A 20,337-nucleotide genomic window follows, 5' to 3' on the forward strand; every position below is an offset into this window, starting at 1 on the left:
AGCGCATCGTCCGAGCCCGCCGATCGAGCACGGCTCGAGGCGCGGCGCACCCCGGTCCGCCCGGTCCGCGCGTCGGCGCCCGTGCACGCGTTAGCGCGTGAGCGCCCGGAGCCTGTGATCCCGACGGCGCCGACGAGCAGGATCGACAGGTGTTCGCCCGCCGGTCCGTCGTCGGCCGTCATCGCAGCTGCTCGAGGACGCCGAGCGCGGCCTGTCGGCCGGAGAACAGGCAGCCGCCGAGGAAGGTGCCCTCGAGGGCGCTGCGGCCGTGGACCCCACCGCCGCCGAAGCCGCTGGCCTCGCCGACGGCGTACAGCCCGGGCAGGGGGCGGTCGGCCGCCCAGGGCGAGGCGGCGGCGCCACCAGCGGCGCCACCAGCGGCGGCTCCAGCGGCGGGGACCCGCTGGACGCGGCCGTAGAGGTCGGTCTCGAGTCCCCCGAGGGTCTTGCGCAGCAGGACGTGCAGGCGAACAGCGATCAGCCCGCCGGCTGCCGGGTCGAGCAGACGGTGCGGGGCGGCGGTGCGGATGAGGCGGTCCCCGAGATATCTGCGAGCGCCGCGCACGGCCGTGATCTGGGCGTCCTTGCCGTAGGCGTTGACGATCCCGGCGTCGCGGGCGCGGATGGTGCGCTCGAGCGCGGAGGGGTCGATGAGGTCCTCACCGGTCACCGCGTTCATCTTCGCGGCCAGCTCCGGGACGGTCGCCGCCTGCAGGAAGTCCTCCCCGTGATCGAGGAAGGCCTGCACGGCCCCGGGCGCTCCGGCCTTCGCCCGCGAGAGCACGAGGCGGACGTCCTTGCCGGTCAGGTCCGGGTTCTGCTCGCTGCCGGAGAGGGCGAACTCCTTCTCGATGATCCTGGGGGTGAGCACGAACCAGGAGTGGTCGTGCCCGGTCGTGCGCAGATGGCGCAGGGTCGAGGTGGTGTCGAACCCCGGGAAGGCAGGGGCGGGAAGGCGGTGCCCGCGCGCGTCCACCCACAGCGACGACGGGCCGGGCAGGATGCGTATCCCGTGGCCCCGCCAGACGGGATCCCAGTTGCGCACGCCCTCGGTGTAGTGCCACATGCGGTCGCGGTTGATCCAGCTGGCCCCCGCGCGCTCGGCGGCGAGGATCCCGGTCCCGTCGACGCTCGCCGGGACGCCGTGCACGGGGCTCTGCGGCATGGTTCCGAGCTCCGCGGGCCACAGACTGCGCACGAGCTCCTCGTTCCCGCCGATCCCGCCGGTGGCGAGCACGACGGCGGGGGCGCGATGCTCGAAGACGCCGATCGCCTCGCGGGACGATCCGCGGCCGCGCTCGGTCGGGTCGGAAGCGAGGACGGAGCCTCGGACGCCGACGACGGCTCCGCTCTCGACGAGGAGCTCTTCGACGGCGCGCCGGGTCTCCAGCACGATCGCACCGCGCTCGCGATGGTGCGCGAGGCGGCGGAGGAAGGGGTCGACGACGCCGGGTCCTGTGCCCCAGGTGATATGGAATCGGGGCACGGAGTTGCCGTGCCCGTCGGCCCGTCCGTCGCCCCGCTCGGCCCAGCCGACGACGGGGAAGAACCTCACGCCCTTGGCATGCAGCCACTCGCGCTTCTCGGTGGCAGCGAACCGGAGGTAGGCCTCGGCCCAGCGCCGCGGCCAGTGGTCCTCGGGCCGGTCGAACGCCGCTGTTCCGAGCCAGTCCTGGCGGGCGAGCTCCAGGCTGTCGCGGATCCCGAGGCGCCGCTGCTCCGGGGAGTCGACGAGGAAGAGCCCTCCGAAGCTCCACCAGGCCTGGGCACCCAGGTCCTGCTCGCCCTCGCGCTCGAGCAGCAGGACCCGTCGGCCGCCGTCGGCGATGACGGTCGCGGCGACCAGGCCCGACAGGCCCGCGCCGATCACGATCGCGTCGCAGCCCTCCATCGCAGGGTCACTCCACCCTGATCCGACGCACCCGCTCGAGATGCGAGTCCTCGTTCGCACCGCTCATCCTGCGGGTGCGCTGTCGGTTGTTCGACCCGCGGCGGTTGTCGGCGGTCTTGAGGTTGCCGACGGACACATCGGTCTTCCGCTCGAAGTGGAAGCGCTTGTCGGTGTTGCGGTAGTAGCGGTAGATCCCCAGGTAGACGCCGATGAAGACGGCGGGGCCGGCGATGAAGGGGAGGGCGATCCCGATGGCCCCATCGTCGCCGTCGGCCAGGAGCATGGGGGTGGCGGGGTTCGCCATGACGTCGGCGAGCAGCGGGAGCATGTGCCCCTCCTTTCCGTGGCCGCGATCCGGGGACCGCAGCTCCATGGTGGCACCGGTCGTGCCGATGCGCGAGGTGCGTCGGCCTCAGCCGGCGAGGAACCATCCGATGCCGACGACCGCTCCGATCACTGCGGCGATCGTCCCCAGCGCGCAGGACAGCGCGAAGATCTTGGGGTGGGAGACGGGCACGGAGCCCATCGTGTTGCCGTTGCGGGCGTTGACGGCGATGTAGTGGACCAGGGAGTCGCCGGTCGCGGACTCGGCATAGCTGTACAGCCACACCGGCACGTACACCGCGACCCAGCGGGTGCCGCGCACGGCCACGCCCTCCTGCTCCCAGCGCACGCCCCGGTCGTAACGGGAGACGGTGGGCTGGGCCTTCGCCCGGGCGATCGCCAGGAACCTGTCCTCGACGGTGTCGTCGACGTCGCGGATGTTCAGGTCTCGCCGTTCGGACGTGAACCCCTTGAGGTAGTTGGAGTTGTAGGCGACCGCGTTCTGCGTGTCGTACGGCTGGACCGCGTTGAGGATGTTGTTGGTGGCCTGCGAGTTGTCGTGCGCGGAGTAGCGGGCCGCGGACTCCACCGCGAGGTCGTCGACGAGGATGTCGAAGGCCCGCTGGACGGCGTACTCGTCGGCGTCGTAATAGGTCTCGGTGACGTACTGGTCCTTGCCGACCTTCCGACGCACCGTGTACTGGCGGGTGGTGACCTCGCCGGTGCCGCGCAGCAGGGCGTGCATGTTGCCGTCCACGATCATGTACGGGATGTACACGCCCATCACGTTGTCGGCCACGAACTCCTGCTTGAACTTCGAGGCGGCGAAGGTCCGACGGGCATGGACGAACTCCTCGATCTTCGCCATCGCCTGCTCCTTGGTCAGGGCGAACGGCAGGATGGCGTCGGGCACGGATCCGTTGGGGATCTGCGTGTTGATCGAGAGGGTCTGACGGCACCAGTGGCAGCGGGCCTGGAGCTGCTCGTCGGCGTTGATGACGACCTCGGCGCCGCAGCCCTGGCACTTCAGGGTCACGACCGAGGAGTCCTCGCGCACGTCCGCGGTGCCGGAGGCCATGGTGTGCCCGCGCAGCTCGGAGATCGCGGAGTCGAGGCCGAACGTCTTCTCGGCGTTGGCCTCGTTCCACTGGTAGCGGCAGTACGTGCAGGTCAGCGCCTTGGCGTTGATGTCGTACCGGATGTCCGTGCTGCCGCAGCGCGGGCACTTGTCCAGGCCGTCCTCGCGCTGGACGCTGGTGTCGATGATCCGGTTGCCGTCGCCCTGCGGAGGGACCGACGGCTGCTGCCCGGCGGGCTGCTGCGGGACCGGAGGCTGCTGCTGCGCAGGCTGCGGCTGCGCGGCCGACGGGACGGCGGGCTGCGCCCCGCCCGTCGGCGGGACGGACGGGACCTGCTGCTGCGGGTCCCGCCCGTCGCCGTACCCGGGCGCGGGGCTCTGAGGAGGAACGCTCATCTCGTATCGGGTCTCCGGGTCTCGTCTCGTTCTCGCGCGGCGGCTCGGGTCAGAGCCCGAGCGCGCTCTTCTTCGCCGCCTCGTAGTCCTCCGCGGTGATCAGGCCCTGGTCGAGCATCTGCTTGTACTGGGCGAGCTTCGCGACCGGGTCCTCGGCCGCGGGCGCGGGCTGCGGAGCGGCCTGCTGCGGGGCCGCCTGCTGAGGCGCGCCCTGCTGCGGGAAGCCCTGCTGGACCGGATTGACGAGGCCGCCCGCGGCACCCGCGCCCATGCCGAACATGGCCAGGCCCGCACCGCCGCCGTTCTCGCCGGCGCCCTGCACGCCGCGCGCGACGGCCTGGTTGATGAAGGACTGCGAGCGGGCGCCGGAGAGGGCGTCGGCCTTCTGCACGTCGGCGAGGAGCTCGCGGGTGCGCTGGTCGTACTCGATCGAGGCGATCGCCGTCTTCACGATCGCGAGGCCGCGATCGGTGGACCAGCGGTAGCCCTCCTCGACGGCGGCCGAGAGCGACTGCGCGAAGCCGACCGAGTCGCCCTGAATGCGGGAGATGCGGTTGCCCTTGTCGGGATCGTTCGTGTAACGGGAGAACGCGGCCGCGAGGGAGCCGACGACCTCGGTGAACAGCTGTGCGCCGGCCGCGTTGTCCTGGTCGGCGAAGTCGAAGACCGGGGCGTTCGCGGAGATGAAGGAGGCGGGCACGAAGTTGTGCACGAACAGCAGCGGGTCGACGATCCGCATCGTGTACGAGCCGCGGCAGACGGCGCCGACCTGCGTGTTCAGGTACGCGTCATCCCAATAGATCTCCGACTGGGTGCCGAAGCGGTTGTCCGGCAGCTCCTTGAGGCTCACGTAGAACGCGAGCTGCTGGGAGCCGGGACGGCCGCCGTACTTGAAGCGCTCCCACGACATCCCGACCGTCGAGGCGAGGATGCTGTCGCCCGCGAAGACCGACTGCGCGTCGGGCGAGGAGTCGTTGAACTCGTAGCCGCCCGCCTCGGTGACGAGTCCGGTCGCGCGCCCGTCGACCACGGTGATCAGGCCGTACCCCTGGGGCACGAGGATCTTGGAGCCGTTGGTGATGATGTTCTCCGAGCCGCGGGTGTTCGAGCCGCGGCCGGCATTGGTGCCCTGCGGGACCGCCGGGAACAGGGCCGCCGTCTGCGGCAGCCCGTTCGGGATGGTCAGGAAGTCCTTCCACTGGTCGGCGAGCATCCCGCCGACAGCGCCCTTGAATGCCTGGATGAATCCCATGTCGCCTCCTCATTGTTCCCCATGATGTGATCCGCACCATCGTAGCCGTCGCTCCCTGGACCCCGGCCGGATCCTCCGAATGCCGGATATTCCGGCTATCCCCCTCCTGGCCCGACAGGTCCGGTCGGGCGGATCCCGTCCGACAGGTCCGGCCCGGCAGGTCCGGCCCGGCAGGTCCGGTCCGGGAGGCCGGGACCGACGGATCAGGCCCGACCGACCATGAGCGCCGCCACGACCGGGAACGCGAGGACCTCTCCGTCACGGAACTCCTCCCACAGCGCACGGGCGCCTCGCTCCGTGTCCGCGCGGACGGCAGGCGTCTGCGCACGATGCAGGCGTCCGGGGCCGGCGATCCCGGCGGAGATCCCCGCCATGAGGTCGTCCGCGGCGATCCTCCAGGTCCAGCGCAGCTCCTCTGCCCGTTCGACGCGGAGCCCGGCCTCCCCTGCGATCCCTCCGAGTCCGGCGGCGGTGCGCGGGAAGTCCCTGTCCGCAGGCAGGCGGGAGCTCGGGACGGGCACCGCTCCGGCCTCCTCGGCCGCGGCGGCGAAGGTCGTGAGGTGGGGCCCCGGCTCGGTCGTCCAGATGGTCATCGCGACCGGTGCTCCCGGGGCGGCGACACGCACGAGGTCACGGACCGTGGCTCGCGGATCCGGAGCATGATTGACGACGAAGTTCGCGGTGATCGCATCCATCGCTCCGGAGGCGATCGGGAGGGTCGGCGCGCCCGCGTCGAGCACGACGGATCCGTCGTGCCCGGCGAGGGCCTCGCGGGTCAGCGCCGCCATCTCGAGATCGGGGTCCGCGGCGACGATGCTCCTCCCTCTCCTCGAGGCGGCGACGGCGAGCTCGCCGGTACCGCATCCGAGGTCCAGATGGCGCACTCTCCCGGCTCGCGACGATCCTCCGGTCGCGTCCAGGAGCGGCTCGATCGTCCCCGCGCACAGGGTCGCGAAGGAGCGCCGATACGCCGCTGCCGTGCCGACCCAGTCCGTCATGCCGGCATCGTGCCAGATCAGGACCGCGGGCACCGGCGACGGTCCCGCCTCCGGCCCAGACTCCGGTCCTGCTCCAGTCCCTCTCCGGTCCCGCTCCGGTCTCGCCCCAGTCCGGTCTCCTGTCTCGTCTCCGGTCCCGGGGCCTCCCGACCGTCGTCAGCCGCTGACGCTGCGGAAGCCGCGCAGACGCAGGCTGTTGGTCACCACGAAGACGCTGGAGAAGGCCATGGCGGCGCCGGCGAGCATCGGGTTCAGCAGCCCCAGGGCGGCGATCGGGATCGCCGCCGTGTTGTAGGCGAAGGCCCAGAACAGGTTGCCCTTGATGGTGCCGAGCGTGCGACGGGACAGCCGGATCGCATCGACCGCGGCACGCAGATCGCCGCGCACCAGGGTGATGTCGGCGGCCTCGATGGCGACATCGGTGCCGGTCCCCATCGCAAGGCCCAGGTCGGCGGTGGCCAGGGCCGGGGCGTCGTTCACGCCGTCGCCGACCATCGCGACGGCGCGACCTTCGGCCTGCAGCGCGGTGACCACGTCGACCTTGTCCTCGGGCAGGACGCCAGCGACGACGCGCTCGATGCCGATCTCGGCGGCGACGGCCCGGGCGACGGTCTCGTGGTCCCCGGTCAGCAGGACCGGCTCGAGGCCGAGATCCCGCAGCTCGCGGACGGCCTGCGCGCTCGTGGGGCGGACCTCGTCGGCGACGGCGAGCAGACCCTGCACGCGCCCGTCCCAGATCACGGGGACGACGGTGCGGCCCGCCGCACGGGCCTCGTCCTGGGCGGCGACGAGATCGGCATCCAGCCCGTCAGCCCCGTCGGCGCCGTCGGCCCCGTCGACCCCGTCGGCTCCGTCGGCCCGGACCGCGGTCCCGCCGGCCAGCAGGCCGCGCCCGACGCGGACCTCCGTGCCGTCGACCGTGCCGCGCACGCCGCGGCCGGCGAGGTTCTCGAAGCCCTCGACCGCGGGCAGATCGCCCAGCTCCTGGCGGGCTCCGGCGACGATCGCCCGCGCGACGGGGTGCTCGCTGGCGGCCTCGACGGCGCCGGCCCGGCGCAGCAGCTCGCCGCGGTCGGTGCCGCGGGCCGGACGGACGTCCTGCAGGGTCATGGTGCCGGTGGTGACGGTGCCGGTCTTGTCGAGCACGACGGTGTCGACACGGCGGGTGGACTCGAGCACCTCGGGGCCCTTGATGAGCACGCCGAGCTGGGCACCGCGGCCGGTGCCGACCAGCAGGGCCGTCGGAGTGGCGAGCCCCAGGGCGCAGGGGCACGCGATGATCAGCACGGCGACGGCGGCGGTCCCCGCCATCACGGCGCCGCCTCCGGCGATCAGCCAGCCGACCACGGTGATCGCGGCGATGGCGAACACGATCGGGACGAACACGCCGGCCACGCGATCGGCGAGCCGCTGGATCTCGGCCTTGCCGGACTGCGCGTCCTCGACGAGCTTCGCCATCTTCGCCAGCTGGGTGTCGGTCCCGACGCCCGTCGCCCGGACGACCAGGCGCCCGCCGACGTTGACGGTCGCGCCGGTGACCGCATCGCCCTCGCCGACCTCGACGGGGACGGACTCCCCGGTCAGCATCGAGCGGTCCACGGCGCTGGATCCTGAGACGACCTCACCGTCGGTCGCGATGGTCTCCCCAGGGCGGACCACGAACTCGTCGCCGACGGCGAGTCGGTCGATCGGCACGCGATGCTCACGGCCCTCCCGGAGGACGGAGACCTCCTTCGCCCCCATCTGCAGGAGCGCCCGGAGAGCGGCTCCGGCCTGCCGCTTCGAGCGCCTCTCGAGATAGCGTCCCAGCAGGACGAAGGTGATCACGCCTGCGGCGACCTCGAGATAGATGCTGTCCAGCCCGTGGGAGCGCTCGAGGGTGAGGGAGAAGGAGTGGTGCATCCCGGGCTCGCCGGCGGACCCCAGGAACAGGGCGACGATGGACCACAGGAAGGCCGCGGAGGTTCCCACCGAGACCAGGGTGTCCATGGTGGCGGCGCCGTGGCGGGCGTTGATCGCCGCCGCACGATGGAAGGGCCATCCGGCCCACACCACCACGGGCGCCGCGAGCACCAGCGAGGCGAAGCCCCAGTAGTCGAACTGGAGGGCGGGGATCATCGCGAGGGCGACCACGGGCACGGTGAGGATCGCCGCGCCGATCAGCCGCTGACGCAGGGAGGCGAGCTCCAGGTCGTCCGCCGCGTCCTCGCCGCCGCTCGCGACAGGGCCTGTCGCACCGTCGGCCGACGACGGGGCCGGCTCCGGCGGAGCAGGCACCTGCGCGGTGTAGCCGGTGCGCTCGACGACCGCGATCAGGTCCTCCGCGGTGGTGCCCTCGGGAACCTGGACGCTGGCCTTCTCGGTCGCATAGTTGACCGCCGCGGTCACGCCGTCGAGCCTGTTGAGCTTCTTCTCGATGCGGGCGGCGCAGCTGGCACAGGTCATCCCTCCGACCTCGAGGTCGATGACCTCGAGGGGAGCGACGGGCTGCGATGCGGTCGGACTGCTCACGACGGACCTCCTGGATGACGGTCGAACACCCCGATCCTATACCCCTAGGGGGTATATGGGAAGGGTGGTGGGCCGTCATCGATCCGCTCTGGGCGGACGAGGCTGCGCGCCTCAGTCCGTGCTCGGGCCGACGATGCCCAGCATCACGCCCAGGCTCGTCCTCTCCCCCGCCCGACGACGGCGGATGTACCCGCTGATCGCGGCATAGGGCACGAGCATCACGAAGCCGACGGCGGACAGCAGCAGGATCGAGACGATCAGGGACTCGTTGGTCCCGTCGGCCCGGGCGACCAGCAGCGCCGCGGCGATGTTGCGCTGGCTGGAAAGGATCGCGGGTCCGTCCGAGACGGTCAGGGTGTCGCCGGCCAGGTCGCCAGCGATGCGCCCGCTCGCGAAGGCGAGGACGATCAGGCCCGCGGCGACCAGGATCGCCGGGGACAGCACCAGATCGATGAGGACGTCGGCGTTGGATCCGAAGCCGGAGAGGAACATGAGCACCGCGAACACCGCGGCGGCGGCACCGGCGATCCGGGCGAGCTGGTCGGCCCGGGGACGGAACACGCGCCCGATGACGATGCCCGCGAGCATCGGCGAGAGCATCGTGCCCAGCAGCAGGCGCGCCACCGCCCAGCCGTCGACCTCGATGTCCTGCAGCAGGAACGGCACGACGATCGGCATGAAGAGGATCGATCCGAGCAGCATCACAGCCATCGGCCCGGCGACCTCCCCGTAGGGGACGCGGGCCATCGCACCGAGCTGCAGCACGAAGGGCGCTCCCGCGGCGCACAGGGCGATGATGAAGCCCTCGGACGCCTGATGGGGCATCAGGGGGCTGAGGATCCACAGCAGGAGCGTCCCCACCGCAGGGATCACCACGAAGTTGGCCCCGACCAGGGCGAGGACGGTGCAACGGTCGCGCAGCTGGGCTGCGAAGGTCCGCACCGGAGTGCGCAGACCCATCGAGAGCATCGAGGCGATCGCGAATCCGGGGACGCTGACGTGGATCAGGGACACCAGCAGGGATTCGATCGCATGCACCGCAGCAGACTACGCGTCCCGCCTCGGACCGGCCCTCACAGCCAGCCGCAGTCGGTCGCGGCGCGCACCGCCTCGACCCGGTTGGTCACGCCGAGCTTGCCGATCGCGGCGGAGATGTGATTGCGCACGGTCCCCTCGGACAGATGCACCCGGGCGGCGATGTCGGCGGTGGACCCGCCGAGCGCGGCCGAGCGCAGCACCTCGGTCTCCTTCGCGGACAGCGGGTTCGGCCCGACGGCGAGGGACTGGGCGGCGAGCTCCGGGTCGACGACGCGCATCCCCTGGTGGACGCGCCGGATCCCGTCGGTGAGGCGTTCGACGGGTGCGTCCTTGACCATGAACCCGTCGGCTCCGGCCTCGAGGGTCCGGCGCAGGTAGCCGGCGCGACCGAAGGTCGTCAGCACGATCACCCGGGTCCGTGCGCCGGTCTCGCGCAGTCGCTCGGCGACCTCGATCCCGTCGGCCGGTCCGTCGGACCCGTCGGGCAGCGTCCCGGGCGGCATCTGGACGTCCAGCAGCAGCACGTCGGGATCCTCCCGCTCGATCAGGGTGAGCGTGTCGGCGCAGGTGGCGGCCTCGCCGACCACCTCGATCCCCGCTTCGAGGCGCAGCAGGGCGACCAGTCCGCTGCGCAGCAGAGCCTGATCGTCGGCGAGGGCGATGCGGAGGATGCCGGTCATCGCGGAGCTCCTTCGGAGGACGGGGAGGAGCCGGCCCCGGCTGCGGGCGCCGGGCCGGACGTCGGAGAGGACGCCGGGTCGGGCGTCGGAGAGGGCGCTGGGGCGGGCGCCGGGTCTGGCGTCGAGGCGGAGCCGGGGCTGGGAGCAGGGCCGGGAACCGCCTCGGGGGCGGCGGCGAGGACGGCGGTGAGGACGGTGCCCTCGGGGCCGCTCTCGATGCGCAGCTCGCCGCCGTGCTCGGCCAGGCGCGCGGCGAGCCCGGCGAGGCCGGTGCGCGCGCGATCGGCGGGGAAGCCGACGCCGTCGTCGGCCATGATCGCCCTGTCCGCCTCGAGCCGGATGGTGCAGCGGCCGGCGCGGGAGTGGCGCACCACGTTGGTGACGCCCTCGCGGATGACGTAGCCGAGCAGCTCGGCGCGCTCGTCGTCGAGCTCGGGCAGCGCGGCCGGGACGTCCGCGTCGATGCCTGCGGCGGCGAGGACGCTGCGCGCTGAGGCGATCTCGGTGGCGGCACGCACCTGCTGCATGCCGCTCGCGGTGGCGCGGACGTCGGCGAGGGACTGACGGGAGACCCGCTCGATCTCCTCGATCTGGGCTCGTGCGGCCTCGGGATCGGCGTCGAGGAGACGACGGGCGAGCTGCGCGGAGACCGTGATCGTGGTCAGCGAATGGCCGAGGATGTCGTGGAGGTCGCGGCCGATGCGCTCGCGCTCCGCGGCGACGGCGAGCACGGCATTGCGCTGCTCGGCCCGTGCGAGGCGGTCGCGGAGGATCTCCTGCTCGATGCCGTGGCCGATGCCGAGGGACATCACCAGTCCCACGACGGCCAGGACGATCGCCGTGGGCTGGCCCAGCAGCAGCGAGGCCGCAATGAAGACGGCGGTGATGGGGATGACGCACGCCCGGCCGATCCGCCACGGCAGCGCGACGGTGTGCATGATCTGCGCATACATCACCATGAAGAGGGCGTTCTCGCGGATCAGCACGGCGAGGAGGCCGATCAGCACCCACATCACGATGATCCAGCAGACGGCGAAGCGCGTTCCGTACGAGCGCACCGCCGGCGTGTACAGGAACATCGCCCCGTAGGCGACCGCGACCAGGATCGTCGCGGCGCTCTCCCACGGGCTGTCGGCCCAGAAGGCCGGGATGATCACCAGGAGGAGGAACAGCAGGGAGGGGGCCGTGTACCAGAGGGCCCCCGAGGAGAGCAGCGCACGGTGCAGATCGCGCGGGGTGCGGGGGATCTCCTCCTCGTCGCAGTCGCTCATCGTCTCCACCCTCCTCCCTCCGGCCGGATCGATCCGACCGGAGGGATTCTTCCAGCTTCCCTCGACCTCAGCATGGGTCGGCCCCCGATCAGCGCCGGGTGGAGGTGCGGGCGGCGCGCCCCAGCAGCAGCGCCGAGGCTCCCGCGAGCACGAGCGTCCACGTCGCGAGGGTGATCAGGCCGCGGAGCGGGACGCCCTCTCCGGTGATGGCCATGGTGCCCAGATCGCTGATCCAGAAGGTCGGGGTGAACCGGGAGAGCGTCTGCATCCAGGTCGGGAACATCTCGTAGGGGAACCACAGCCCGCCGGCGACAGCCAGCAGCATCATGCCGATCGTGGTCGCGGCGCCCACCGCGCTGGGCTTCAGCGCGAGGCCGAGCGCGAGCCCGAGCACCGCCAGCGGCAGCATGCACACCCACAGCGTCAGCAGGGACAGGAGGGTCTCGCCGACGTCCAGGCGCACTCCCCCGATCGTCATCCCCGCGATGTAGACGCCGAGCAGCGCAGGCAGCGCCACCGCCATCGCGGCGACCATCTTCCCGATCACGAAGGAGCGCGGGGACAGTCCCGCGACCATGAGCTGGCGCAGCCAGCCGTTGGCCCGCTCGAGCTGGATCATGGCGCCCGCGTTCATCGCGGCGCCGAGACCGCCGTAAGCGGCCATGCGGACCATCATCACGGTGCCGACCGTGGTCGCCCCCTGCTCGTACCCTCCGAACAGCGAGTTGAACATCAGGAACATGATCACCGGCAGGGCGATCGTGAAGAAGAGGAACAGGCCGTTGCGCAGCGTCAGCAGGGTCGAGGCGATGCTGAAGCGGACGGTCCGGCGCAGCTGAGGGACAGTCGGCGCGGACAGCGCCGACGACGGGGCCCCCGCGAGGGCGCTGCTGCGGCCGACGGGCTCCGTAGCGACGGGCTCCCGGGCGACCTGCCCCTGGACTGCGGTCCTCTGGCTTGCTGTGCTCTGGCTGGCTGTGCTCTGGCTTGCGGTGGTCATGGCGTCCTCCTGGACGAGGGATGTGGGGATGGCACGGGGAAGCGGGGTCAGCGGCCGGTCGGGTCAGCGGCCGGTGGGGGCAGCGGCCGGTGGGGGCAGCGGCCGGTGCGGTCAGTGGCTCGTGAGCTGGACGAACGCGTCCTCGAGGCTCGGCGCGGTGACGGACACGTCCTTCACCAGGCCCTTCGCCCCGAGACCCCCGGGAGCGAAGAGTCTGGCGAGGGTGGCGTCGGAGTCGGAGGTCGCGAGCCTCAGCCGACCGTCCTCGAGCAGGTCGACGGAGGTCACGCCGTCCAGGAGGGCCAGGGCATCGCAGTGCTCGGGATCCGAGGCGGCGGGGGCGAGGGTGATGACGCGGCCGCCGATGCGGGCCTTGATGTCGGCTCCGGTGCCGTCGGCGACGAGGTGCCCGCGGTCGACGACGACCACGCGCCCGGCCTGCTGATCTGCCTCCTCGAGGTAATGGGTGGCGAAGACGATGGTGCGACCGTCGGACGCGACCTGGCGCATGCGCTCCCAGAACCTCCGACGGGTCTCGACATCCATCCCGACCGTCGGCTCGTCCAGCAGCAGCACCTCCGGGTCCGGCAGCAGGGCGAGGGCGAAGCGCACCCTCTGGGCCTCGCCTCCCGAGAGCTTGGAGGAGTTGCGCCGCATCAGGGCCCCGATGTCGGCCTGTTCGACCACCTGGTCGATCGGCAGCGGGTGCGAGCACACCCCGGAGACGAGCGACAGCATGGCCCGCACGGGCACGTCCTCGAGCAGGGCGCCGTTCTGGAGCATCGCGCCGACGAGGCCCCGCTCGGCGGCGGCCGACGGCGTGGTGCCGAGCACGCGCACGGTGCCCTGGTCCGGGGTCGCCAGACCCAGGATCATCTCGGCGGTGGTGGACTTCCCGGCGCCGTTGGGGCCGAGCAGCGCGAGGATCTGGCCGCGCGGGATCGTGAGGTCGATGCCGTCGACGGCGGTCACGTCGCCGTACCTCTTGGTCAGGCCCCGCAGCTCGACGGCATGCGGGGCGGCAGAGGCGGCAGAGACGGCAGGGGCGGCAGGGGCGCCCGGGGCATCGGTGACGGCAGGGGACGAGAAGGCGGCAGCGGCATCGGGAGCGGTCGGAGCGTGATCGGTGGGAGACATGGTCCTACCCTCCGGCCGGGGTCCGGTCGGCCGCGATCCCCCGCCGTCACGAGTGCAGGGTGACAGCTGTCATGGCGCAGATTCCTCCGTGTCGTCGGCGCTGGTTACGCTCGACTCGTGCTGCTCCGCGACATCCGCCTGGCCACCGCTTCCGGTCCCGTCTCCCTGCGCGCCGTCGAAGGCGCGATCACCGAGATCGCCCCCGGGCTGCGTCCTCATGCCGACGAGGAGGTCCACGACGCCGGCGGCGCGCTCGCGATCCCGGGCCTGTGGGACCACCATGTGCACGTCGGCCAGACCGCCCAGGGGTATGCGCGCCTGGGCACGGCCGGCCTCGCCACGGTCGACGAGGTGCTGCGCACCGTGGAGCGCGCTCTCGGGGAGCGCACCGTCGAGCTGGGCGACTCCCGTCGGCGCGATGCGCTCGTCGGGTTCGGCCACCGCCTCGTGGACATGGCCGGTGAGCCGACGGTCGCCGCGCTCGACGCCGTCGGCGGTGACGTCACACCGATCGTGCTGATCGGCGGGGATGCGCATCATGCCTGGATGAGCTCTGCCGCGCTGCGGGGTCTCGGCCTGCCGCCGCGGCGCGGGATCGTCGCCGAGGACGAGTGGTTCGACGCCGTCGCGCATCTCGACGACCTGCCCGGCGTCGCCGCCTCCCTCGAGTCCGGCATCGTGCAGCTGCAGGCCGACGCGCTCTCTCGCGGCGTCGTCGGCCTGACCGACATGGAGTGGGGCCCGAACTGGGAGCTGTGGCGGCGCCGACCGGTGAGGATGCGCGTGCGCACCGCCACCTACGTCTCCACACTCGACCGGATCCCGGGGCCGACGGGAACTGTCGTGGACTCGACGGGGCTGGTCACGATGGGTCCGCTGAAGGTGATCGCCGACGGATCCCTGGGATCCCGGTCGGCCTACTGCCGCCATCCCTACGCCTTCTCCGGCGACGCGAACGGGATGCACGGGACCCACGGAGTCCACGGCACGCACGGCACCCAGGTCACCCAGGGTGCGGATCACGCGGGCTACGGGGTGCTCAGCGAGTACGCCGACCAGCTCGACGCCCTCCTCTCCCGCGCGCAGGAGCTCGGGCTGGAGGCCGCCGTCCATGCCATCGGCGACGCCGCCGCGCAGGTGGGGCTCGACGCCTTCGCGGCCCGCGGGATGCGCGGCCGCATCGAGCATGCGCAGCTGCTGGAGGACGTCGACGTCGCCCGGATGTCCGCGCTCGGGATGACCGCCTCGATCCAGCCCGCGCACCTGCTGGACGACCGCGATCCGACGACGGAGGTGTGGCCCGACCTCGCACGGCTGTGCTACCGCTTCCGCGATCTCGCCGATGCGGGCGTCCCGCTGCTGATGGGCTCGGACTCCCCGGTCGCACCGGTGGACCCGTGGCTCGCGATGTCGGCCGCGGTGCACCGCAGCGCCGACGACCGGGACGCCTGGTTCCCTCTCCAGCAGCTGCAGCCCCGTGAGGCGCTCGCCGCCTCGACCGACGGGATCGCGGAGCTCGCCGTCGGCGGCCCGGCGGACATCGTGCTCCTGGACGATCCGCACGACGATCGCGCCGAGGACCACGCGGGGAACCGCACGGAGAACCATGCGGAGAACCGCACTGGCAACCGCGCCGGGGCGAGCTCGCTGTTCGCCGACGTCCCGCTCGACGCCGACGGGGTGATGATCGAGGGTGCGGCCCGCGAGGCCGCCGCTCGTCTGCGCGAGGCGTCTGTGCTGGCGACCTTCGTCGCGGGCAGGGTCGCTGCGCAGCGCTGAGCCGAGGACGCCGGCAGCCAGCAGACCTGCCGGGTCGGCACGATAATTCGCTGGACACCGCCGACCTCGCAGCCCTACCGTCGTGCTCGTCGGCTCAGGAGGCCGACGACCCCAGGCCGCACCGCGGCTGGACCCGTCGGCTGAGCCGACCTGAGCGAAGGAGGAGCACATGGCTGTCACCGTCCTGACCCCTGCCCTCCTCCCGTCCGCTCCGACCTGCTGAGGCGCCCTCTCACCGATCGCCCGCCCCTCCGGCGGCACGCCCTGCGCGCTCCCGAAGCGCGCTCCCGATGCGCTGCGACGACATGCGCACCTCGCGCCCGCAGGTCCCCTCCTCCAGGAGACCCTCGCCATGACCTCGTCCTTCGACTGGGACCGCTTCTACTCGACCTCGCTCGTGACCACCGGCCTCGCCGATGCAGACCCCGATGACCCGCATGCACTCTATGAGGAGCCAGGCCCCGATCAGCGCTGGTCGACCTGGCCGGAGACCGCCCACACCCTCGACCGCGGTCCGCAGCCCTTCCCCGCCTGGGTGGTCCAGCACGACGGCGCCTTCGACACCGAGCTCGGCGTGCTCAAGACCGGCAAGGAGGCCGACGCCTTCCTCATCGAGCGCGCCCTGCCGCCGGGCTCCCGCATCGGCGACGACGGCGAGCGCGCGCTGATGGTCGCCAAGCGCTACCGCACGGACGAGCGCTCCTCGTTCCACCGCTCCGCCCAGTACACCGAGGGCCGACGCGTGAAGAACTCCCGCGAGGCGCGCGCGATCGCCCGCGGCTCGGCCTTCGGCAGGGAGGCCGCCGCCTCCCGCTGGGCCCGCGCCGAGTTCGACGTCCTCTCCCGGCTCTGGTCGGCGGGACTGCCGGTCCCCTACCCGGTGCAGATCGTCGGCACCGAGGTGCTCATGGAGTTCATCGGGACCTCCGACGGCGGCACGCCGGTCGCCTCGCCGCGGCTCCACGAGCGTCGACCGTCGGCCGCCCTCGCCGAGCAGTGGGCGCTGCAGCTGCACGCCGTCGTCGTCGACCTCGCCGGGCTCGGCCTCGTGCACGGAGACCTGTCCGCCTACAACATCCTCGCGGACACCCGCGACCGCGACGAGCGGCTCATCGTGATCGACGTCCCGCAGGTCATCGACCTGATCGCGAACCCCGCAGGCGAGAAGTTCCTGCGCCGCGACTGCGAGAACGTGTGCACCTGGCTGCGATCGCACGGGGCACCGCCCGCGCTGGTCGACCCCGAGCAGTGGTGCGCCGACGCGACCGCCCGTCCCCGCTGACCTCCGGCAGCGCGATCGACGGTACGGGCGCCGGACCGGACGCCGCTAGGCCCGCGGCGCGGGGAGCAGGCAGAACTCGTTGCCCGAGGGGTCGCGGAAGGTGCGCCAGGGCAGCTCGCCCCATCCGCCGTCGTACTCCTCGCCCCCGCGCGCGGCGATGGCCGCCGCGATCGCGTCAGGGTCGTCGACCGCCTCGAGGCGGATGTCCAGGTGGGCTCTGTTCTTCGCACCGCCCTTCGACTCCTCCTCGGGGCAGATCTCGAGCAGCGGTCCGGTCCCGGACGGGTGGCGCAGCGAGTGCAGACCGACGCCGGCGGTCGGCTCCCAGCCGGAGAGCCATCGCCAGAACACGTGATCGCGCGCAGGATCGGCGGAGTCCATCGGCAGCGCCGCGATCGGCCCGGTGCGGGCGTACGCCGCCCGCTCCTCCATCACGCAGAAGGGGTTGCCCTCGACGTCGGCCATGACGATCCATGGGACGTCGCCCTGGCCGATGTCGAGATCCCGGGCCCCGAGGCCGCGCAGACGCTCAGCCACCTCCGCCTGCCGATCCCCGCCGAGCAGATCCATGTGCAGACGCAGCGGCTCCGACGGCGGCTCGGGCACGGGCTGGATGCACAGGTCGAGATAGGCGTCTCCCGCCAGCGGCAGACGCATCTCCGTGCCCTCCTCCCCGTCGACGAGGAGGGTCGCCCCCAGCGCAGCGGACCAGAAGCGGCCCAGCCGTGAGGGATCGACGGCATCGAGGACGAGATTCTCGAGGAACATGGGCGGGGCCTCCGTCAGGCTCGGTCAGGGTCGGTCAAAGTCGATCGGGGTGGTCAGGGTCGATCGGGGTGGTCAGGACCATCGCCCAGGCAGCACGGCCGGTGAAGGTCACCTCCCGTCCCGCAGGCGCGCCACCACGCCCAGCAGCGCATCGAGATCGGCATCCCGGCTCCCGGCGTCGGCCGACGCGTCGGGGTCGAGCATGGCGTTGAAGTACAGGCCGTCGCCGATGAGCATGATCGCCTCGGCGACGGCGTCGTCGCCGACCTCCTCGCGGATCAGCCCGAGCCACTGCGCCTGGATCTCGTCGAAGACCGCACGAGCCGGGGCGTCGACGGTGCGCGACAGGCGCGAGATCGCGACCAGGGTGCGATCGAAGGGGCTGTCCTCATAGACCGAGGTGCGCACGTAGTAGAGGGACGGTCCCTCCTCCGCGGCGGCCATGGCCTCGATGTCGGCCTGTCCGCGCTCGCGTGCACGCTCCGCGAGACCGTCCATCAGCGCCCTCTTCGAGCCGAAGTGGTAGAGCAGCCCGCCCTTGGAGACTCCTGCCCTCGCCGCGACGGCATCGAAGGTCGCGGCGCGCTCCCCCTCGTGGATGAGGATCTGCTCCAGGGCGTCGAGGACGTCTTCGCGTGCGGACATGACTGACACCATAGGCGCAGACCATCGACTGTACCGTCTGGACGGTTTAGCGTTGTGGCATTCCATCCCTCCGCGCACGAAGGACCAGACCCGTGACCGCACGGACCCCGGACATCGACCGGACCCTCGCACAGACCGCCGCCCGCCGCTCGGCACCCTCCCCTGCCGGGAGCTCCGCGCGTCGGCGATGGGCGGCGCTGGCCGTGCTGATGCTCCCGGTGCTGCTCGTGTCCGTCGACAACACCGTGCTGGCCTTCGCCGTCCCCTCGATCGCGACGTCACTGCAGCCCAGCGGCGCCCAGCAGCTGTGGATCGTGGACATCTACCCGCTCATGCTGGCCGGCCTCCTGGTCCCCATGGGCAGCCTTGGGGACCGCATCGGTCGGCGCCGGCTGCTGCTGATCGGCTCCGCCGGCTTCGCGATCATCTCGGCGATCGCGGCCTTCGCACCCACCGCCGGCGCCCTCATCGTCCTGCGCGGCGCCATGGGCCTGTTCGGGGCCATGCTCATGCCCTCGACGCTCTCGCTGATCCGCAACATCTTCACCGACGCCACCGAGCGCCGGACCGCCATCGCCATCTGGGCCGCGGCCTTCTCCGGGGGTGCGGCCCTCGGGCCGATCGTCGGCGGCTTCCTGCTCGAGCACTTCTGGTGGGGCTCCGTGTTCCTGCTCAGCGTGCCCGTGCTGATCCCGCTGCTGGCCCTCGCGCCCCTGCTGGTGCCCGAGTCCCGGGACCCGCATCCCAGTCCCGTCGATCCGCTCAGCATCCTGCTGGCCATGGCGACGATGAGCCCGATCGTGTGGGCCATCAAGACCGCCGCGCACGACGGCCTGAGCTACGCGGCCGTGATCGCGGTCGGCGTCGGCCTGCTCGCAGGGGTCTGGTTCGTCCGCCGCCAGCTGACGCGCACCTCCCCCATGCTCGACGTCCGGCTCTTCGGCATCCCCGCCTTCTCGGTCTCGATCGCGGCGAACCTGCTGAGCGTCTTCTCGATGGTCGGATTCCTGTACTTCGTCTCGCAGCATCTCCAGCTGGTCTCGGGCCGCACGCCCATGGAGGCGGGCCTCATGCTGATCCCCGGCGCCGTGGTGACCGTGATCTCGGGCCTCCTCGTGGTGCGCGCCGTGCGGACGGTGCGCCCCTCGCATGCCATGGCCTTCGGCCTGCTGCTGAACGCCGTCGGCTACGGCGTGCTCGTCGTGACCGGCACGAGCGGCAGCGACATCGCGCTGATCATCGCCTTCGCGATCCTCGGTGCAGGCGTCGGCTGCGCCGAGACCATCTCCAACGACCTCATCCTCGCGGCAGTCCCGGCCGAGCGCGCCGGCGCCGCCTCCGCCATCTCCGAGACGGCCTACGAGGCCGGCGCCGTGCTCGGCACGGCGGTGCTCGGCAGCATCCTCAACGCCGCCTACCGGGCGCACATCGAACTGCCCGACGGCCTCACCGCCGCCCAGACCGCCGCCGCCGGCGAGACCCTCGGCGGCGCCACCGAGGTCGCCGACGGCCTCGACGCCGCCACGGGCGCCTCGCTGCTGGACTCAGCCCGGGAGGCCTTCGACTCCGGTGTGGGGATCACGTCCGCAGTGGGCCTGGTGCTCATGCTCTGCGCGACTGCACTGGTGCTGTGGGGGATGCGGGAGCGTCGCGAGGCGACGTCCTGACGTCCTGACGGTCCGACGGTCCGACGGTCCGACGGTCCGGCCGCGCCCCGGCAGTCCCGCAGCATTCACCCATCCCGGCGGCGGAGGAGGCGGAGCCGCAGGCGGAGGAGCCCTCTCCAGCGCGAGGGCCGGGACCGGCGAGGCTCCTGAGCGATCTGGCGGCGGCCCTGTCCTTCCTCGCCACCAGCAGCGCCCCCGCCCTCAGCAGCGCCCTCGCCGTCCGCGAGCTGCTCGGACTGCGCCCGCAGCTCCTGCCAGCGCCGGACCGCCGCCTCGGGATCGAGCTCGGGGGCGAGCATGCGGGCCAGCGGGTTCGCGGCGCGGTCCTCCCGGACCCGGGTGGTGAAGTCCTCGGCGTACTCGCGGACCGCCTGCTCGTCGAGGAGCTCGCGGAGGGTCTCGTCGCGGCGGTCGAACTCCCGACGCAGAAGCACCACCACGGGCAGCAGGGCGTCGCGATCGACATCATCGTCATCGAGGCGCTGCCTGATCCACCAGTCGGGGTCGTGGGTGTCCGGAAGGTCGAGCGGCCTGCCGGCGCCGGGGAGGTCGGTGAAGTCGCCGCGTGCGACGGCCTGCTCGATCTCGCTGTCGACCCACCGGCCGTCCCGCATGGACAT

At 72.2% G+C, this 20,337-nt stretch carries 17 protein-coding genes; 3 read left to right on the top strand and 14 right to left on the bottom strand.

Features of this window, described 5'->3' with window-relative positions:
• Nucleotides 1-178: 178 nt before the first annotated feature.
• The 11 genes from ACZ5AJ_RS11045 to ACZ5AJ_RS11095 form a co-directional block, all read right to left on the bottom strand.
• Entirely contained in the window at nt 179-1,891 is a 1,713-nt protein-coding gene (locus tag ACZ5AJ_RS11045) for an FAD-binding dehydrogenase (protein ID WP_464134320.1), read from the bottom strand.
• A 7-nt stretch (nt 1,892-1,898) separates the two neighbouring features.
• Complete coding sequence (locus ACZ5AJ_RS11050) at nt 1,899-2,219, bottom strand: hypothetical protein (protein ID WP_464134322.1); 321 nt, start codon at nt 2,217-2,219, stop codon at nt 1,899-1,901.
• 84 nt (nt 2,220-2,303) lie between these two features.
• Entirely contained in the window at nt 2,304-3,689 is a 1,386-nt protein-coding gene (locus ACZ5AJ_RS11055) for a TFIIB-type zinc ribbon-containing protein (RefSeq protein WP_464134326.1), read from the bottom strand.
• A 49-nt stretch (nt 3,690-3,738) separates the two neighbouring features.
• The gene (locus ACZ5AJ_RS11060; protein ID WP_464134329.1) at nt 3,739-4,941 is read right to left on the bottom strand and encodes an SPFH domain-containing protein; all 1,203 of its coding nucleotides are present in this window, start codon (nt 4,939-4,941) and stop codon (nt 3,739-3,741) included.
• Nucleotides 4,942-5,144: 203 nt separating this feature from the next.
• Nucleotides 5,145-5,939 carry a class I SAM-dependent methyltransferase gene (locus ACZ5AJ_RS11065; protein ID WP_464134331.1) on the bottom strand — a complete coding sequence of 265 codons (795 nt, stop codon included), beginning with the start codon at nt 5,937-5,939 and terminating at the stop codon, nt 5,145-5,147.
• Nucleotides 5,940-6,095: 156 nt separating this feature from the next.
• Entirely contained in the window at nt 6,096-8,450 is a 2,355-nt protein-coding gene (locus ACZ5AJ_RS11070) for a heavy metal translocating P-type ATPase (protein WP_464134334.1), read from the bottom strand.
• A 111-nt stretch (nt 8,451-8,561) separates the two neighbouring features.
• Nucleotides 8,562-9,488 carry a Na+-dependent transporter gene (locus ACZ5AJ_RS11075; protein WP_464134337.1) on the bottom strand — a complete coding sequence of 309 codons (927 nt, stop codon included), beginning with the start codon at nt 9,486-9,488 and terminating at the stop codon, nt 8,562-8,564.
• Nucleotides 9,489-9,523: 35 nt separating this feature from the next.
• Nucleotides 9,524-10,168 carry a response regulator gene (locus tag ACZ5AJ_RS11080; RefSeq protein WP_464134340.1) on the bottom strand — a complete coding sequence of 215 codons (645 nt, stop codon included), beginning with the start codon at nt 10,166-10,168 and terminating at the stop codon, nt 9,524-9,526.
• A complete protein-coding gene (locus tag ACZ5AJ_RS11085) occupies nt 10,165-11,439 on the bottom strand; it encodes a sensor histidine kinase (RefSeq protein ID WP_464134344.1) in 1,275 nt (424 codons plus the stop codon). Before ACZ5AJ_RS11085 ends, ACZ5AJ_RS11080 begins: the two co-directional genes overlap by 4 nt.
• A gap of 88 nt (nt 11,440-11,527) precedes the next feature.
• Nucleotides 11,528-12,439: an ABC transporter permease gene (locus ACZ5AJ_RS11090; protein WP_464134347.1), complete on the bottom strand. Its 912-nt coding sequence runs from the start codon at nt 12,437-12,439 to the stop codon at nt 11,528-11,530.
• Between the two features lie 111 nt (nt 12,440-12,550).
• Nucleotides 12,551-13,576 (bottom strand): ABC transporter ATP-binding protein, encoded by a 1,026-nt coding sequence (locus ACZ5AJ_RS11095; RefSeq protein WP_464134351.1) that lies wholly within the window; start codon nt 13,574-13,576, stop codon nt 12,551-12,553.
• 117 nt (nt 13,577-13,693) lie between these two features.
• Between ACZ5AJ_RS11095 and ACZ5AJ_RS11100 the strand changes: the two genes are divergently transcribed.
• The gene (locus ACZ5AJ_RS11100; RefSeq protein ID WP_464134354.1) at nt 13,694-15,355 is read left to right on the top strand and encodes an amidohydrolase family protein; all 1,662 of its coding nucleotides are present in this window, start codon (nt 13,694-13,696) and stop codon (nt 15,353-15,355) included.
• 352 nt (nt 15,356-15,707) lie between these two features.
• Nucleotides 15,708-16,637 (top strand): serine protein kinase RIO, encoded by a 930-nt coding sequence (locus tag ACZ5AJ_RS11105; protein WP_464134356.1) that lies wholly within the window; start codon nt 15,708-15,710, stop codon nt 16,635-16,637.
• Nucleotides 16,638-16,682: 45 nt separating this feature from the next.
• Here the strand turns inward: ACZ5AJ_RS11105 and ACZ5AJ_RS11110 are convergent, their stop codons facing one another.
• Together ACZ5AJ_RS11110 and ACZ5AJ_RS11115 are read right to left on the bottom strand one after the other, a co-directional pair.
• Nucleotides 16,683-17,405, bottom strand: coding sequence for a VOC family protein (locus tag ACZ5AJ_RS11110; protein WP_464134359.1), 723 nt, complete (start codon nt 17,403-17,405; stop codon nt 16,683-16,685).
• Nucleotides 17,406-17,513: 108 nt separating this feature from the next.
• Entirely contained in the window at nt 17,514-18,050 is a 537-nt protein-coding gene (locus tag ACZ5AJ_RS11115; protein ID WP_464134362.1) for a TetR/AcrR family transcriptional regulator, read from the bottom strand.
• 113 nt (nt 18,051-18,163) lie between these two features.
• Here ACZ5AJ_RS11115 and ACZ5AJ_RS11120 point away from each other — a divergent pair, with 113 nt between their 5' ends.
• Nucleotides 18,164-19,717 carry an MFS transporter gene (locus tag ACZ5AJ_RS11120; protein ID WP_464138760.1) on the top strand — a complete coding sequence of 518 codons (1,554 nt, stop codon included), beginning with the start codon at nt 18,164-18,166 and terminating at the stop codon, nt 19,715-19,717.
• 65 nt (nt 19,718-19,782) lie between these two features.
• Here the strand turns inward: ACZ5AJ_RS11120 and ACZ5AJ_RS11125 are convergent, their stop codons facing one another.
• Nucleotides 19,783-20,337, bottom strand: a complete 555-nt coding sequence (locus tag ACZ5AJ_RS11125) for a DnaJ family domain-containing protein (RefSeq protein WP_464134365.1) — start codon at nt 20,335-20,337, stop codon at nt 19,783-19,785.

The organism is Brachybacterium zhongshanense (genome assembly GCF_055385755.1).